The following is a 14801-nucleotide window of genomic DNA, read 5'->3' as shown; positions in this document are numbered from 1 at the left end:
GCCAGCGTAATCGCGCCAGCCCTAGGCTGCGATCCGTGACGAACCCCACCGGGAAGCAGCTCGACATCGCGCTCGGCGGGCAGGAGGCGACGGTCACGGAGCTCGGCGCCGGCCTGCGCCGCTACGCCGTCGGCGGGCGGGACGTGGTCAAGGGCTACGCGGCCGACGAACCGGTCTCCGGCGGCAAGGGCCAGCAGCTCGTCCCGTGGCCGAACCGGATCCGCGACGGGCGCTACCCGTGGGCCGGCAAGACCCAGCAGCTGGTGCTGAGCGAGCCGCCGCGGCACAACGCGAGCCACGGCCTGGCCCGCTACGCCCCCTGGACCGTGGTCGAGCACGGCGACTCGCACGTCGTCTGCACGTTCACGGTCCTCACCCAGCCCGGCTGGCCCGGCGTCCTGGAGGCCCGGCTGACCTATCGGCTGACCGAGGACGGGCTGCACGTCACCCTCGAGGCCACGAACGCCGGGGCGACGGAGGTCCCGTTCGGCTACGGCGCCCACCCCTACCTGACCGTCGGGGAGACGAGCGTGGACGAGGTCCGCCTGACCCTGCCGGCCGCGACCCGGCTCGAGGTGGACGACCGGATGCTGCCCGTCGCGCTGTCGCCGGTCGAGGGCAGCGGGCTGGACCTCCGCGACGGGGCCCCGGTCGGCGACCGCGTGCTCGACACCGCGTACACGGACCTGGCCCGCGACGCCGACGGCGGCTGGACGGCGGTGCTCGAGCGCGGGGACCGCTACGCCGCCCTCTGGGCCGACGCCTCCTTCGGCTGGGCCCAGGTCTTCACCGGCGAGAAGCGCCGCGACGTCGGGCTCGCTGTCGAGCCCATGACCTGCGGTCCGGACGCCTTCAACGAGGGTCCGACGCACGCCGGGATGCGCGTCCTGGCCCCGGGCGAAACCTTCTCGTGCCGGTGGGGCATCCGGGGTAGTTAGACGGACTATATGCCAAGCGCACGGTAACAATTGCGGTTCAAAGCCCCTCGCACCCGCGTCGGGGATGGGCTCCGCGGCCGGTCCCCCGCTACTTTCGGACGATGGAAGCCCCAGGCGCCGGCCAGCCGCTGGTCGTGCTGAAGGACGTCGACAAGCACTTCGGCGACCTGCACGTCCTGCAGGACATCAACCTCAGCGTCGCCAAGGGCGAGGTCGTCGTGGTGCTCGGCCCGTCGGGCTCGGGCAAGTCGACGCTGTGCCGGGTGATCAACCGGCTGGAGACGATCGGCTCCGGATCGATCACGATCGACGGCGAGCGGCTCCCCGAGGAGGGCAGCGCCCTCGCCCACCTGCGCGCCGACGTGGGGATGGTCTTCCAGTCCTTCAACCTCTTCGCGCACAAGACCGTGCTGGAGAACGTGACCCTCGGTCCGATCAAGGTCCGCAAGGTCCCGGCGGCGCAGGCCCGGGAGCGCGGCCGCGAGCTGCTCACCCGCGTCGGCGTCGAGTCGCAGGCCGACAAGTACCCGGCACAGCTCTCCGGCGGTCAGCAGCAGCGGGTCGCCATCGCGCGGGCCCTGGCCATGGACCCCAAGGTCATCCTCTTCGACGAGCCGACCTCCGCCCTCGACCCCGAGATGGTCAACGAGGTCCTCGACGTCATGGTCGGGCTGGCCGGCGGCGGCATGACCATGATCGTCGTCACCCACGAGATGGGCTTCGCCCGCAAGGCGGCCGACCGCGTCGTGTTCATGGCGGACGGCCGGATCGTGGAGGAGGGCGTGCCCGAGTCCTTCTTCACCGCCCCGCAGAGCACCCGGGCCCAGGACTTCCTGAGCAAGATCCTCACCCACTGACTCCCCGCCGTGCGCCGCCCGGCGCACGGACCCCGTACGACAGCGCGCGACCGGCGCCCCACGCCGGCCACGCGGAACTCGGAGGCGAACGATGAGAACCACCCAGCAGATCCTCGGCGCGGCCGCCGCAGCGGGCTTCGCGCTCACGATGGCGTCCTGCGCCAGCGCGGAGAACGCGGTGCCGGAGAGCGGCAGCGGCGGTTCCGCCGGCGCCGGCGGGCCCGTCACGGTCGGCATCAAGTTCGACCAGCCCGGGCTGGGCCAGCAGGTCGGCAGCGACTTCAAGGGCTTCGACGTCGAGGTCGCGAAGTACGTCGCCAAGGAGCTCGGCTACACCGACGTGACCTTCAAGGAGGCCCCCTCCGCGCAGCGCGAGACGCTGCTGCAGAGCGGCCAGGTCAAGATGATCTTCGCGACCTACTCGATCACCGACGACCGCAAGCAGAAGGTCTCCTTCGGCGGCCCGTACTTCGTCGCCGGCCAGGACCTGCTCGTCAAGGCCGACTCCGACATCACCGGGCCCGACGCCCTGAACGGCAAGAAGCTCTGCTCCGTCACGGGGTCGACCTCGGCCAAGAAGGTGCAGGACCAGTTCGCGGACCAGGTCCAGCTGCAGGAGTACGACACCTACTCCAAGTGCGTCGAGGCCCTGAACAGCGGCCGCATCGACGCGGTCACCACCGACAACGTCATCCTCGCGGGCTTCGCGGCCCAGCCGCAGTACGAGGGCAAGCTCAAGGTGGTCGGCCAGACCTTCTCGACCGAGAAGTACGGCGTGGGGCTCACCAAGGGCGACACGGCGACCTGCGAGAAGGTCAACGCCGCCATCACCAAGATGGTGGGCGACGGCTCCTGGGAGAAGGCCCTCGCGGACACCGTGGGTGCCGACTTCAAGCCCGACGCGAGCGCCAACCCGCCGAAGCCGGAGCCCTGCTCGTGACCCTGTCCCTCCGGACGGCGGGCGCGGTCTGATGGGCGCCCTCACGACCCTGCTCGAGAACTACGACGTGTTCGCGGCCTTCTGGATGACGGTCAAGCTCACGCTCGTCTCGGCCGTGGGGGCGCTCGTCATCGGGACGGTCGTGGCCGTCTGCCGGGTCTCCCCGGTGGGCGTGCTGCAGGCCTTCGGGACGGCGTACGTGACGCTCGTCCGCAACACCCCGCTCACCCTCATCGTGTTCTTCTGCGCCTTCGGCCTGCTGAACACCCTCGGGCTGAGCCTCGCCTCGGCCGGTTCGCCGACCGAGATCGTGGACAACAACTTCCGCTTCGGCGTCATCGCGCTGTCGGTCTACCACGCCTCGTTCGTCGCCGAGGCCCTGCGGAGCGGCATCAACACCGTGCCGCAGGGTCAGGCGGAGGCCGCGCGGGCGATCGGGCTCGGGTTCGGTGCGTCGCTGCGCGAGGTGATCCTGCCGCAGGCCTTCCGGGGCGCGATCGCCCCGCTGGGCAACACGCTCATCGCGCTCACCAAGAACACGACCGTCGTGGCGACGATCGGCGTCGCGGAGCTGTCCTACCTGATGCGCGGGATGGTCGAGTTCAACCCGTCGCTGCTCTACGCGATCTTCCTGCTGGTGGCCGCCTGCTTCGTGCTGCTCACCCTGCCGACCGGGCTGCTGTTCACGAGCCTCTCCCGGCGGCTGGTGGTGCAGCGGTGAGCGCCCAGGCCGTCCTCTTCGACGCGCCCGGCCCCAGGGCCCGGGCGCGGCACCGGGTCCTCGGCGTCGTCGGCGGTCTCGTGCTGGTCGGGCTGCTGGCCCTGCTCGTCCGGGGCCTGGCATCGCCCGACAACAACCAGTTCACGGCCCAGAAGTGGGCCCCCTTCGTCGACCCGGAGACCTGGACCTCCTACCTCCTGCCCGGCCTGCTCGCCACGCTGAAGGCGGCGGGGGCGGCCGTGGTCCTCTCCGGCGTCCTCGGGGTCCTGCTCGGGCTGGGCCGGCTGTCCGAGGCGAAGGCCGTGCGGATCGTCTGCGGCGCGCTCGTGGAGTTCCTGCGCTCGGTGCCGGTGCTCGTGATGATGCTGTTCGTCTACTACTTCTGCATCTTCGTGCTGGGTGTGCTGGGCGACACCTCGACCTTCGTCGGCGTCGTCGGCGGGCTCACGCTCTACAACTCGGCCGTCATCGCCGAGCTCATCCGCTCGGGCGTCTTCGCCCTGCCCCGCGGCCAGCGCGAGGCCGGGCTCGCCATCGGCCTGACGCCGCGCCAGACCCTGCTCACCGTGCTGCTCCCGCAAGCGGTCACGGCGATGCTGCCGTCCCTGATCAGCCAGCTCGTCGTGATCCTCAAGGACACCGCGCTCGGCTACATCATCAGCTTCACCGAGCTGCTGCGGTCCGGGACGACGCTCTCCACGGCGTACGGCAACCTCATCCCGACCCTCATCGTCGTGGCGGCGATGTTCATCGCCATCAACTACACGCTGAGCCTCGTCGCCCGGGTCGTCGAGCGCCGGCTGCAGCGGGGCGGCCGCACGTCCGGGCCGGTGGCCGGGGCAGCAGGGACCGGGGAGGCGGGCGCCGTCGGCCTCGCGGCCGCGGAACCGGTGGGCGTGGACGGCACACCGACGCGCTGAGGTCGTCGTCCGCGTACGCGTCGTCCGCGGACGCCGTCGCCCGCGGGGTTCGTCCTTGCCGGAGGGCGGGGGTTCAGCGAGCGGTCTCGGTGGCCCTCGACTCGCGCACGACGACGACCTTGATCTGACCGGGGTAGGTCAGGTCCTCCTCGATCTGCTTGGCGATGTCGCGGGCCAGCACCTGGGCCGCGATGTCGTCGATCTCCTCGGGCGCCACCATCACGCGGATCTCCCGGCCCGCCTGCATGGCGAACACCTTCTCCACGCCGTCGCGCTCCCCCGCGATCTGCTCCAGCTTCTCCAGCCGCTGCACGTACGCCTCGAGGGTCTCGCGACGTGCGCCTGGACGACCGCCGCTGATGGCGTCGGCCGCCTGGGTGAGGACCGCCTCGACCGTGCGCACCTCGACCTCGTTGTGGTGCGCCTCGATGGCGTGGACGACGTCCGGGTTCTCACCGTAGCGGCGGGCGAGGTCCGCCCCCACGAGCGCGTGCGAACCCTCGACCTCGTGCGTCAGCGCCTTGCCGATGTCGTGGAGGAACGCCGAACGCTTGCACTGCGCGATGTCGAGGCCGAGCTCGCCGGCCATCAGGCCCGCGATGTGCGCGCTCTCGACCATGTGCTTGAGCACGTTCTGCCCGTACGAGGTCCGGTAGCGCAGGGTTCCGAGGATGGGCACCAGCGCCGGGTGCAGGTCGGTGATGCCGACCTCGGCCATGGCGTCCTCGGCGGCCTGCAGACACAGGGCCTCGATCTGGTTGCGGCTGCGCTCGTGCACCTCCTCGATCCGGGCGGGGTGGATGCGCCCGTCCTTGACCAGCTCGGTGAGCGTGAGGCGGGCCGTCTCCCGACGCACGGGGTCGAAGCAGGACAGCAGGACCGACTCGGGGGTGTCGTCGATCATCACGTTGACCCCCGTCACCTGCTCGAAGGCGCGGATGTTGCGCCCCTCGCGGCCGATGATGCGGCCCTTCATCTCGTCGCCCGGCAGGTGTACAGCCGATACGACGGACTCGGACGTCTGGTCGGAGGCCACGCGCTGGATGGCGCCGACGACGATGTTCCGGGCGCGCTCGTCGGCCTCGCGCAGCGCCTTCCGCTCGATCTCCCGCGCGACGAGCACGGACTGCCGCTTGGCGTCGTGCTCCACGCCCGCCACCAGCTCGGCCTTGGCCTGCTCCGCCGTCAGCCCCGCGACGCGCTCGAGCGCCAGCAGCCGTTCGGCCTCGGCGTCCTCGAGCTGGCGGCGGCGGTCCTCGAGCTCCGCCCGGGTCAGCTCGACTGCACCGTGCTGGTCGTCGAGGGCCCGCAGCTCGCCGTCGAGCCGCTCCTCGCGCTCGGTGAGCCGCTGCTCGCGACGCTCGACGTCGGAGCGCTGCGACCGCAGCTCGTCGCGCCGGGCCTGCATCTGCTCCTCGAACGCGGCCCGTGCCTGGGCCACCGACGCCATCAGCTCGGCGGCACGTTCCGCCGCCTGGCGGTCCGCGGCCTCACGCTCGACCTGACGTTCAGCGGCCTGCCGCTCGGCGGCCTGGAGCTCGGCCTCACGCTCCGCGGCCTGCCGTTCGGCGGCCTGCCTCTCGGTGGCCCGGCGCTCCGCGGCCGCTTCGGCATCCGCTTCGGAGGGTGCGCCCGCTGGAGCCACGAAGGTCGCCGGTCCCGCCTCCGTCGACGCCGCGGGGTCGAGATCACGCTCGACGCGTCCGTCCTCAAGCCGGGCACCCCTCTCGGGGGCCGTGGCCGTCTTCGGCCGCCGCAGCAGGACGACGGCGACGATCGCGACGACCACCACCACGATCAGCAGCAGGACGAGGACGAGGGCTTGGAATGCTCCACCCGTCATGGTGACTCCCTCCTCACGTGCGCGTGCGCGCACCACCGAGGGATTCGTCAGCGCCCACCGCGACCCCTGGCCGAGAGCGTCTCTCCCGAGCAGGCACCGCGGTGCCGTCAGATATGTCAGTCCGCCTGAGCGGGAAAAGTCACTCCGCCGGTTCCTTCCCAGAATCGGCGGTCACACAACGAATAGGTCGAGCCAGCGTTCAGAAAACCTCGTTCTCGCAGGTTAGGACCGGCCCCCGGCAGGGTCAAGCACCGACGGTCCGACCGAGCCGGCGCCGCAGTCCGAGGCCGTCCCGCACCCTCGACCGCCCGCTCCCGACCGCTTGCCGTGAGCAGACGCACGTCGGGTGACGACAGAGCCCGGACACCGTCCCGACCTGAGGAGGTCGCGGCTCAGTCCTCGTCCGTGCCGTCGAGCACCTCGGACAGCACGCGGGACGTGATCGAGGAGGAGAACCCACGCCGGGCGAGCATGCCGCCCAGCCGGCGGTAGGCCACCTCACGCGGGAGGGCGCTCATCGCGCCCGCCCGCCGCCGAGCCAGGTCGAGCGCGGCCCGGTGCTCGTCGTCACCCTCGACGTCGGCCAGCGCGTCGTCGATGAGGTCCCGGTCAACCCCCTTGGTCTGCAGCTCCCGCCGCAGCGCCATCTTGCTGAGGTGCCGGCGCTGCTGGCGCGAGGCGACCCAGTCCCGCGCGAACGTCGCATCGTCCACCAGCCCGACCTCGTCCATCCGGTCGAGCACGCTGGCCGCGGCGTCCTCGGGGACGTCCTTGGCCTTCAGCGCGCGTTCCAGCTCGCCCCGGGTCCGGGCCTGCACCGCGAGCTTGCGCAGCACGATCCCGCGGGCGGCCTCCACCGGGTCGGCGTCCGGGTCGTCCGACCAGAGCCGCGGGCCCGGCCGGGACCTTGCGCCCTGACCCTCGACCTCAACTTCAGACTTCTGGCGCCGCCCACGTCCGCCCCGACGCCGGTCGCCTTCACGTCCCTCGGGGTCGGACGACGAACCACCCCTGCCAGTAGCTCCCCGGCCACCCCGAGCGGCCGGTTCGCCACCCGCCTCAGAGCGGCGGCGACCTGGTCCACCTCGGTGGATCCCGCCACCTCCTCCGTCGAGACGTCCGCGTCGCCGGGCACCGGTTAGAACTCCACCTCGCCGGTGACCGGGTCGACCCCGGCCGGGGCGTCGAGACGCGGCCCGAGGCCCATCTTCTCCTTGATCTTCTTCTCGATCTCGTCGGCGATGTCGGGGTTGGTCTTCAGGTAGTTGCGGGCGTTCTCCTTGCCCTGACCGAGCTGGTCGGCGTCGTAGGTGAACCACGCACCGGCCTTGCGGATGATCCCGCACTCGACGCCGAGGTCGATCAGGCTGCCCTGGCGGCTGATGCCGACCCCGTACAGGATGTCGAACTCGGCCTGCTTGAAGGGCGGCGCCATCTTGTTCTTCACGACCTTGACCCGGGTGCGGTTGCCCACCGCGTCCGAGCCGTCCTTGAGGGTCTCGATCCGACGGATGTCGAGGCGGATCGACGAGTAGAACTTGAGCGCCTTGCCACCGGTCGTCGTCTCGGGCGAGCCGAACATGACGCCGATCTTCTCGCGGAGCTGGTTGATGAAGATCGCGGTCGTGCCCGCGCCGCTCAGGGCGCCGGTCATCTTGCGCAGCGCCTGGCTCATCAGCCGGGCCTGCAGGCCGACGTGGCTGTCGCCCATCTCGCCCTCGATCTCGGCGCGCGGGGTCAGCGCGGCGACGGAGTCGATGACGATCAGGGCCAGGGCACCGGAGCGCACCAGCATGTCGGCGATCTCGAGCGCCTGCTCGCCGTTGTCGGGCTGGCTGACCAGCAGCGAGTCGGTGTCGACCCCCAGCCGGGCGGCGTAGTCCGGGTCGAGCGCGTGCTCCGCGTCGATGAACGCGCAGATCCCGCCGGCCGCCTGGGCGTTGGCGACCGCGTGCAGCGCCACCGTCGTCTTTCCGCTCGACTCGGGGCCGTAGATCTCGATGACCCGCCCGCGGGGCAGACCCCCGATGCCCAGGGCGACGTCGAGCGCGATCGACCCGGTGGGGATCGTCTCGATCGGGACCCGGACCTCGTCCCCGAGGCGCATCACCGAGCCCTTGCCGTACTGCTTGTCGATCTGCGCGAGGGCTGACTCGAGCGCCTTGTCGCGGTCGCCTGCGGCCATCGTGATCCTCTTTCCTCGCCCTGCGGGCTTCGTGTCGTTCGCCTCGTCGGCGTGACTGCTGTGGTCCTTGGCGAGACTGTAAGGACGGGTCCTGACAATCAGCCGCTCTCGGCGCCGGACCTGTGGAGAACCCGGCTCGGCGAACCGTTGCGGTGGACAACTTACCGAACAGGTGTTCGAGGGGCTAGGCGACACGCCACGAGCGCGGCGAGGTCGCCCGACCTTCCTCCGGCCCCTTCCGTCTGGGCCCCCGGGTCGTCCACCATGGCGGCATGAGCATCAGCCTGCGGGCCGCCGTGGCCCCCACCTGCGCGGCCGTCGCGGCCGTCCTGCCCGACCTGGCCGACCTCCCCGCCGGCACCGTCGACCTGTCCGCCCCGACGCCGTGCACGGAGCTCGACCTCCGGGGTCTCGTGGAGCACTTCGTCGGGACCAGCGGCGCCATGGCCCGGCTCGGGCGGGACGAGCCGCTCGACGCCGACGACCCGTGGGGCGGCGGCCAGGGCTCGGCGGACAGTGACTGGGCCGGCCGCCTCCGCGACAACCTCGGCGCCGTCGCGCACGGCTGGGACCGGCCGGAGGCCTGGACGGGAGAGGCCCGGGTCGGGGGCGCGGCGCTGCCGCGTCCGATGCTCGGCGAGATGGCGCTGGTCGAGGTGGCGGTGCACGGGTGGGACGTGGCCCGGGCCCTCGGACGCACGCTGGAGCTCGACCCGGAGGTCGCCGAGGCGGTCGACGAGGCGGTGTCGCGCACCGCCGAGCTCGGCCGGCAGATGGGGGCCTACGGCCCGGAGGTCGCGGTGCCCCACGACGCGGACGGTTTGGCGCGGGCCCTCGGCAAGGCCGGTCGCGACCCCCGGTGGTCGGCCTGAGGAACCGTCCTCAGCGCTCGCTCGGGGGCAGCTCGAGCGCGGCCCACGCGGCCCGCCAGATCTCCTTGCTCGGCACGCCGGCCTCGAGCGCCTGCACGACCGTGCGCCCGCCGAGGTCGCCGAGGTTCTGCTCCATCGCCCAGACGCGGTAGTAGCCCGCGCCGAGATGGCGCTGCAGGCGCGCCCACAGCTCGGTCTCCTTCATCGTCCCCCTCCGGCGCCGGCGGCGCGGTCGCCGGCGGACGCCCACCGTAGCCGCGGGGCCGCCCGGCGTCCGGCCCCCACCGACCCCGCGGCGACCCCGCCCCGCGTCCACGAGGGAAACTGTCGGAGGCCGCGGGCAAGATGGAGGACGTGACCGCGACCCTGGCGCCCGCCGACCCGCTCGACGGCTTCACCACGGCCACGTCGACGTGGTTCCGCGAGGTGTTCGCCGAGCCCACCGAGGCGCAGCGCGGTGCCTGGAGCAGCATCGCGGCCGGGCGGAACGCGCTGGTGGTCGCGCCCACGGGTTCCGGCAAGACGCTCGCCGCCTTCCTCTGGGCGCTGGACGAGCTGGCCCGGGAGCCCGTCCCGGCGCCCAAGGAGCGCTGCCGGGTCCTCTACATCTCGCCCCTCAAGGCGCTGGCCGTCGACGTCGAGCGCAACCTGCGGGCCCCGCTGACCGGGATCACCCAGACGGCGCTCCGCGTCGGCCAGACCCCGCCCAGCGTCACGGTGGGCGTGCGGTCCGGTGACACGACACCCGCCGAGCGACGCAGCATCGTGAGCCGGCCCCCGGACATCCTCATCACCACGCCCGAGTCCCTCTTCCTCATGCTCACCTCGTCGGCGCGCGACGTGCTGCGCTCCGTCCGCACCGTGATCCTCGACGAGGTCCACGTGCTCGCGGGGAGCAAGCGCGGCGCCCACCTGGCCGTCTCGATCGAGCGCCTCGAGGCGCTGACGCAGGAGTCGGGGGCCGAGCGGCCGCTGCAGCGGATCGGCCTGTCCGCGACGGTGCGCCCGGCCTCCCGCGTGGCGGCCTACCTCGGCGGGCCGTACGACGTCGACGTCGTGGCGCCGCCGTCGGTCAAGCGCTGGGACCTCGACATCGTCGTCCCGGTCGAGGACATGACCGACCTCGGCGCGTCCTCCGCCCCCGGTCAGGTGTCGCTCGAGGACGACAAGCCGGCCCGGGCGCCCTCGATCTGGCCGCACGTCGAGAACCGCATCCTCGACGTCATCTCCTCCCACCGGTCGACCATCGTCTTCGCCAACTCCCGCCGGCTGGCCGAGCGGCTGACCGCCCACCTCAACGAGCTGAACGCGGAGCGGCTCGAGGCCGCGCGCGTCGAGAGCGCCCCGGACGAGGGCGAGGACGGTGACCTCGAGGGGCCGCCGCCGCCGAGCAGGCCGCCGGCCCAGGTCATGGCCCAGTCCGGGTCGTCCGCCGGGCACGACGGGACGTTCACGCCGGTCGTGGCGCGGGCCCACCACGGGTCGGTGAGCAAGGAGCAGCGGGCGGACATCGAGGCCGCGCTGAAGTCCGGGCAGCTGCCGTGCGTCGTCGCGACCTCCTCCCTCGAGCTCGGCATCGACATGGGCGCGGTCGACGTCGTGGTGCAGGTCGAGTCGCCGCCGTCGGTGGCCAGCGGGCTGCAGCGGGTCGGCCGCGCGGGCCACCAGGTCGGGGCGGTCTCGCGGGGCGTGTTCTTCCCCAACCACCGCGGCGACCTCATCGAGTCGGCGGTCGTCGTGGAGCGCATGCGCGAGGGCGCGATCGAGGAGGTCGCCGAGCTGCGCAACCCGCTCGACGTGCTCGCCCAGCAGATCGTCGCCGTCGTCGCCATGGAGGAGACCAAGGTCGACGAGCTGTACGCGCTGGTGCGGCGGGCGGGCACCTTCCGCGACCTGCCCTGGAGCGCGTACGAGTCGGTGCTCGACATGCTCAGCGGGCGCTACCCGTCGGAGGACTTCGCCGAGCTGCGGCCGCGCGTGGTCTGGCAGCGGGACACGGGCGTGCTCACGGCCCGGCCCGGGGCCCAGCGGCTCGCGGTCACGTCGGGCGGGACGATCCCGGATCGCGGCATGTTCGGCGTCTTCCTGGTCGGCGAGGGGAACGCGTCCGGCCGTCACGAGGCGGGCCGGCGCGTCGGCGAGCTCGACGAGGAGATGGTCTACGAGACCCGCGTCAGCGACGTCTTCACCCTGGGCACGACCAGCTGGCGGGTCGAGGGCATCACCCACGACCAGGTGCTGGTCTCCCCCGCCCCGGGCGTCCCCGGTCGGCTGCCCTTCTGGAAGGGCGACGCTCCCGGCCGGCCGCTCGAGCTGGGGCGGGCGTTCGGCAGGTTCGTGCGCGAGCTCGGGTCCCTGCCGCCCGTCGAGGCCGAGAACCGGCTGTCCGGGGCCGGGCTGGACGACTACGCCTCGAACAACCTGCTGACCTACCTGCGCGAGCAGGAGGCGGCGACGGGCTCGCTGCCCACGGACCAGACGATCGTCTTCGAGCGCTTCCGTGACGAGCTCGGCGACTGGCGCGTGTGCGTGCACAGCTCCCTCGGCACGGGCGTCCTCACCCCGTGGGCGCTGGCCGTCGAGCGCGCGGCCCGCGAGCGCTACGGGCTCGAGGTGCAGGCTACCGCCACCAACGACGGCATGGTCCTCCGCGTGCCCGACACCGAGTCGGCGCCGCCCGGGGCCGACCTGATCATCCTCGACCCCGACTCGATCGAGGGCGTCGTTACCGACGAGGTCGGCGGGTCGGCGCTCTTCGCCTCGCGCTTCCGCGAGTGCGCGGCCCGGGCGCTGCTGCTCCCCCGCCGCGACCCGAAGTCGCGCTCGCCCCTGTGGCAGCAGCGGATGCGCTCGGCGCAGCTGCTGACCGTGGCCGCACAGTACCCGGAGTTCCCCATCGTCCTGGAGACGATGCGGGAGTGCCTGACCGACGTCTTCGACCTCGACGGGCTGCTCGAGGTGCAGCGGCAGGTCGCGTCCCGCTCCATCCGCATCGTCGAGGTCGAGACGAGCGAGGCGTCGCCCTTCGCGCGGTCGCTGCTGTTCGGCTACGTCGGCGCCTTCGTCTACGAGGGCGACGTCCCGCTCGCCGAGAAGAAGGCGGCGGCCCTCTCGCTCGACGCCACGCTGCTCGCCGAGCTCCTGGGCAAGGACGGGCTCAAGCAGCTGCTCGACGCCGACGTCATCGCCCGCACCGAGGCGGACCTGCAGGGCCTCAGCGCGGAGCGCCAGGCGACCGACGCTGAGCGTCTCTACGACACCGTGCGCACCGCCGGTCCCTTCACCCTCGACGAGCTGCGGCTGCGCTCCGCCGAGGGCCTCGACACCGCCGCGGCCGTCGAGAAGCTCGTCCTCGATCGCCGGCTCGTCGAGGTCCGGATCGCCGGCCGGCCGATGGTGGCCGTGGCCGAGGACGTCCCCCGGCTGCGCGACGGGCTCGGCGTACCCGTGCCGCCCGGCGTAGCGGCCAGCTTCACCGAGCCGTCGCTCCGGCCGATCGAGGACCTCGTGCTGCGCTGGGCGCGCACGCACGGGCCGTTCCTCGCGTCCACGGTGGCCACCCGCTACGGCCTGGGCCGGGCCGTGGTCGAGGGGGCGTGCGACGCGCTCATCGCGGCCGGGACCGTCGTGGCCGGGTCGTTCATCGAGATGGGCGAGGCCGAGGCCGACCGCCGGCAGTACTGCCACGGCCAGGTCCTCGCGCTGGTCAAGCGCCGGACGCTCGCCGCGCTGCGGCGCGAGGTCGAGCCGGTCGAGCAGGTGGCGTTCAGCCGGTTCCTCGCCGAGTGGCAGGGCATCGGCTCGGGCACCCGCGGCGCCGACGCCGTGCTGGCCGTGCTCGAGCAGCTCGACGGCTGCGCCCTCCCCGCGAGCGCGGTCGAGAGCCTGGTGCTCCCGGCCCGCGTCGCCGACTACCGGCCCGCGATGCTCGACGAGCTGATGACGGCGGGCGAGGTCGGGTGGGTCGGCGACGGCGCGGTCGGCGACTCCGACGGCTGGGTCCGCTTCGTCATCTCCGGGATGGAGCCGCCCGCGGCCGGGGCCGAGCCCTCCCACTACCGCGGGCAGGAGCTGCTGGCCGCGCTGGGGGCCGGCGGGGCCCGCTTCTTCGACTCCGTGCTGCCGGTCGGGGTGACGGACCGGGCCGAGTACGTCGCGGCGCTGTGGGACCTGGCGTGGGCGGGGCTCGTCAGCTCCGACACCTTCAACCCGGTGCGCGCGTTGGTCGCCGGCGGCGGTGCGCACCGCAAGCCCACCCGCCCCGCGGCCCGAGCGCCCCGCGCCCGGCTGAACGGCCAGGGGCTGCGGCGACCGGGCCGCGCGCCCCGCCTCTCCTCGCCCACCACCGCGGGACGGTGGTCGCTCGTCGAGCGGACGCCCTCCACGCCCGCCGAGCAGCTGGCCGGGCACATCTTCGGGCTCCTCGACCGCTACGGCGTGGTGACGCGCGGCACGGTCATGACCGAGAACACGGACGGCGGCTTCGGGGCCGCCTACCGGGCGATGTCGACCATGGAGGAGACCGGGCAGTGCCGGCGCGGGTACTTCATCGACGGCCTGGGAGCGGCGCAGTTCGCGCTCAGCGGCGCGGTGGACCGGCTACGGGCCCAGCAGCGGGAGCCCGACGAGCCCGTGGCGACGGTGCTGGCCGCCTGCGACCCCGCCAACGCGTACGGCGCCGCCCTGCCGTGGCCCGAGCGTGAGGGCCACCGGCCGGGGCGCAAGGCCGGAGCGCTCGTCGTCCTGGTCGACGGGGCGCTCGTCTTCTACGTCGAGCGCGGCGGGAAGACGCTGCTGTCCTTCACCGAGGACGAGCGGCGGCTGCGGCCGGCCGCGGGAGCGCTCGCCTCGGCGGTGCACCAGGGGCACCTGGGCAAGCTGACGGTGGAGCGCGCCGACGGAGGTCACGTGTTCGGGTCGGCGGGGGTGAGCACGGCGCTGCAGGAGGCCGGGTTCCGGATGACCCCCCAGGGCCTGCGCCTCCGACCGTCGGTCTGAGCCGCCCGCCGGGCGCGAGTACGCCGCAGGTCCGGGTAGGGGCGCCAACCCCGACGACCCGGGAGGCTCCCGCGGGGAGAGGTTCCGTAGGTGACGAGGTCAGGCGGTGGGTGCCGCCGACGACGCGGACGCAGTCAGGCGGCCTGGGCCATCGCCCGTACGTGCGGCAGCGGGGTGACGCGGGCGTCGAGGCGCTCGACGGCGGCCATCTTCTCGCTCGTCACGTTGAGCACCACGGAGAGCGGCAGGTCCAGGGCGCTGCAGATGGACGCGAGCAGCTCGCTCGACGCCTCTTTCTGACCGCGCTCGACCTCGGACAGGTAGCCCAGGCTGACCCGCGCCGCCTTGGACACCTCGCGCAGGGTCCGGCCCTGGTCGGTGCGCGCCTCGCGCAGGGACTCCCCGATGAGCTCACGGACCAGCACCTGCTTGACCGGAGTCAGAGACGACATAGAGAAACTGTACCCACCCCCGTGGGTGCCCCGGAGCGCACCACGCTCAACCCTGTCCGGGATCACGGCAGACCG

12 protein-coding genes are annotated in these 14801 nt (G+C 72.9%); 7 read left to right on the top strand and 5 right to left on the bottom strand.

The annotated features are described in order from the left end of the window. Positions 1–35 precede the first annotated feature (35 nt). The 5 genes from ABD665_RS00150 (at position 36) to ABD665_RS00130 (ending at position 4376) form a co-directional block, all read left to right on the top strand. Entirely contained in the window at positions 36–938 is a 903-nt protein-coding gene (locus ABD665_RS00150; protein ID WP_204912787.1) for an aldose epimerase family protein, read from the top strand. Between the two features lie 101 nt (positions 939–1039). Next, a complete protein-coding gene (locus ABD665_RS00145) occupies positions 1040–1795 on the top strand; it encodes an amino acid ABC transporter ATP-binding protein (protein ID WP_344740604.1) in 756 nt (251 codons plus the stop codon). A gap of 91 nt (positions 1796–1886) precedes the next feature. Beyond that, a complete protein-coding gene (locus ABD665_RS00140) occupies positions 1887–2735 on the top strand; it encodes a transporter substrate-binding domain-containing protein (protein WP_204912788.1) in 849 nt (282 codons plus the stop codon). A 31-nt stretch (positions 2736–2766) separates the two neighbouring features. After that, positions 2767–3456 (top strand): ABC transporter permease subunit, encoded by a 690-nt coding sequence (locus ABD665_RS00135; RefSeq protein WP_204912789.1) that lies wholly within the window; start codon positions 2767–2769, stop codon positions 3454–3456. Then, positions 3453–4376, top strand: a complete 924-nt coding sequence (locus ABD665_RS00130; protein ID WP_344740600.1) for an amino acid ABC transporter permease — start codon at positions 3453–3455, stop codon at positions 4374–4376. The genes ABD665_RS00135 and ABD665_RS00130 overlap by 4 nt, the downstream gene beginning before the upstream one ends. 73 nt (positions 4377–4449) lie before the next feature. On the opposite strand, the gene rny is transcribed toward ABD665_RS00130, so the two are convergent. The 3 genes from rny to recA all read right to left on the bottom strand — a co-directional run bounded on the left by rny (position 4450) and on the right by recA (position 8404). Then, complete coding sequence (gene rny, locus ABD665_RS00125; protein ID WP_344740598.1) at positions 4450–6219, bottom strand: ribonuclease Y; 1770 nt, start codon at positions 6217–6219, stop codon at positions 4450–4452. 392 nt (positions 6220–6611) lie between these two features. After that, on the bottom strand, positions 6612–7076 hold the full coding sequence (locus ABD665_RS00120; protein ID WP_204912790.1) for a RecX family transcriptional regulator: 465 nt from the start codon (positions 7074–7076) through the stop codon (positions 6612–6614). A gap of 281 nt (positions 7077–7357) precedes the next feature. Beyond that, entirely contained in the window at positions 7358–8404 is a 1047-nt protein-coding gene (gene recA / locus ABD665_RS00115) for a recombinase RecA (RefSeq protein WP_204912791.1), read from the bottom strand. 272 nt (positions 8405–8676) lie between these two features. On the opposite strand from recA, the gene ABD665_RS00110 reads away from it, so the two are divergent. Continuing rightward, the gene (locus tag ABD665_RS00110) at positions 8677–9276 is read left to right on the top strand and encodes a TIGR03086 family metal-binding protein (RefSeq protein ID WP_204912792.1); all 600 of its coding nucleotides are present in this window, start codon (positions 8677–8679) and stop codon (positions 9274–9276) included. Between the two features lie 10 nt (positions 9277–9286). Here ABD665_RS00110 and ABD665_RS00105 read toward each other — a convergent pair whose 3' ends face one another. Continuing rightward, positions 9287–9481 (bottom strand): DUF3046 domain-containing protein, encoded by a 195-nt coding sequence (locus tag ABD665_RS00105; protein ID WP_204912793.1) that lies wholly within the window; start codon positions 9479–9481, stop codon positions 9287–9289. Positions 9482–9621: 140 nt separating this feature from the next. Here ABD665_RS00105 and ABD665_RS00100 point away from each other — a divergent pair, with 140 nt between their 5' ends. Next, positions 9622–14274 (top strand): ATP-dependent helicase, encoded by a 4653-nt coding sequence (locus ABD665_RS00100; RefSeq protein WP_204912794.1) that lies wholly within the window; start codon positions 9622–9624, stop codon positions 14272–14274. A gap of 134 nt (positions 14275–14408) precedes the next feature. Here ABD665_RS00100 and ABD665_RS00095 read toward each other — a convergent pair whose 3' ends face one another. After that, on the bottom strand, positions 14409–14726 hold the full coding sequence (locus tag ABD665_RS00095; protein ID WP_204912795.1) for a helix-turn-helix domain-containing protein: 318 nt from the start codon (positions 14724–14726) through the stop codon (positions 14409–14411). Between the last annotated feature and the right edge of the window lie 75 nt (positions 14727–14801).

Source organism: Microlunatus spumicola (assembly GCF_039536445.1).
GTDB lineage: Bacteria > Actinomycetota > Actinomycetes > Propionibacteriales > Propionibacteriaceae > Microlunatus > Microlunatus spumicola.
This window is presented reverse-complemented; position numbering and strand designations above follow the sequence as displayed.

Bases quoted from the DNA above. Each gene is read 5' to 3' on its own strand.
- ABD665_RS00145 (WP_344740604.1), top strand. From the start codon at position 1,040: ATGGAAGCCCCAGGCGCCGGCCAGCCGCTGGTCGTGCTGAAGGACGTC.
- ABD665_RS00140 (WP_204912788.1), top strand. From the start codon at position 1,887: ATGAGAACCACCCAGCAGATCCTCGGCGCGGCCGCCGCAGCGGGCTTC.
- ABD665_RS00135 (WP_204912789.1), top strand. From the start codon at position 2,767: ATGGGCGCCCTCACGACCCTGCTCGAGAACTACGACGTGTTCGCGGCC.
- rny (WP_344740598.1), bottom strand. From the start codon at position 6,219: ATGACGGGTGGAGCATTCCAAGCCCTCGTCCTCGTCCTGCTGCTGATC.
- recA (WP_204912791.1), bottom strand. From the start codon at position 8,404: ATGGCCGCAGGCGACCGCGACAAGGCGCTCGAGTCAGCCCTCGCGCAG.
- ABD665_RS00110 (WP_204912792.1), top strand. From the start codon at position 8,677: ATGAGCATCAGCCTGCGGGCCGCCGTGGCCCCCACCTGCGCGGCCGTC.
- ABD665_RS00105 (WP_204912793.1), bottom strand. From the start codon at position 9,481: ATGAAGGAGACCGAGCTGTGGGCGCGCCTGCAGCGCCATCTCGGCGCG.
- ABD665_RS00100 (WP_204912794.1), top strand. From the start codon at position 9,622: ATGGAGGACGTGACCGCGACCCTGGCGCCCGCCGACCCGCTCGACGGC.
- ABD665_RS00095 (WP_204912795.1), bottom strand. From the start codon at position 14,726: ATGTCGTCTCTGACTCCGGTCAAGCAGGTGCTGGTCCGTGAGCTCATC.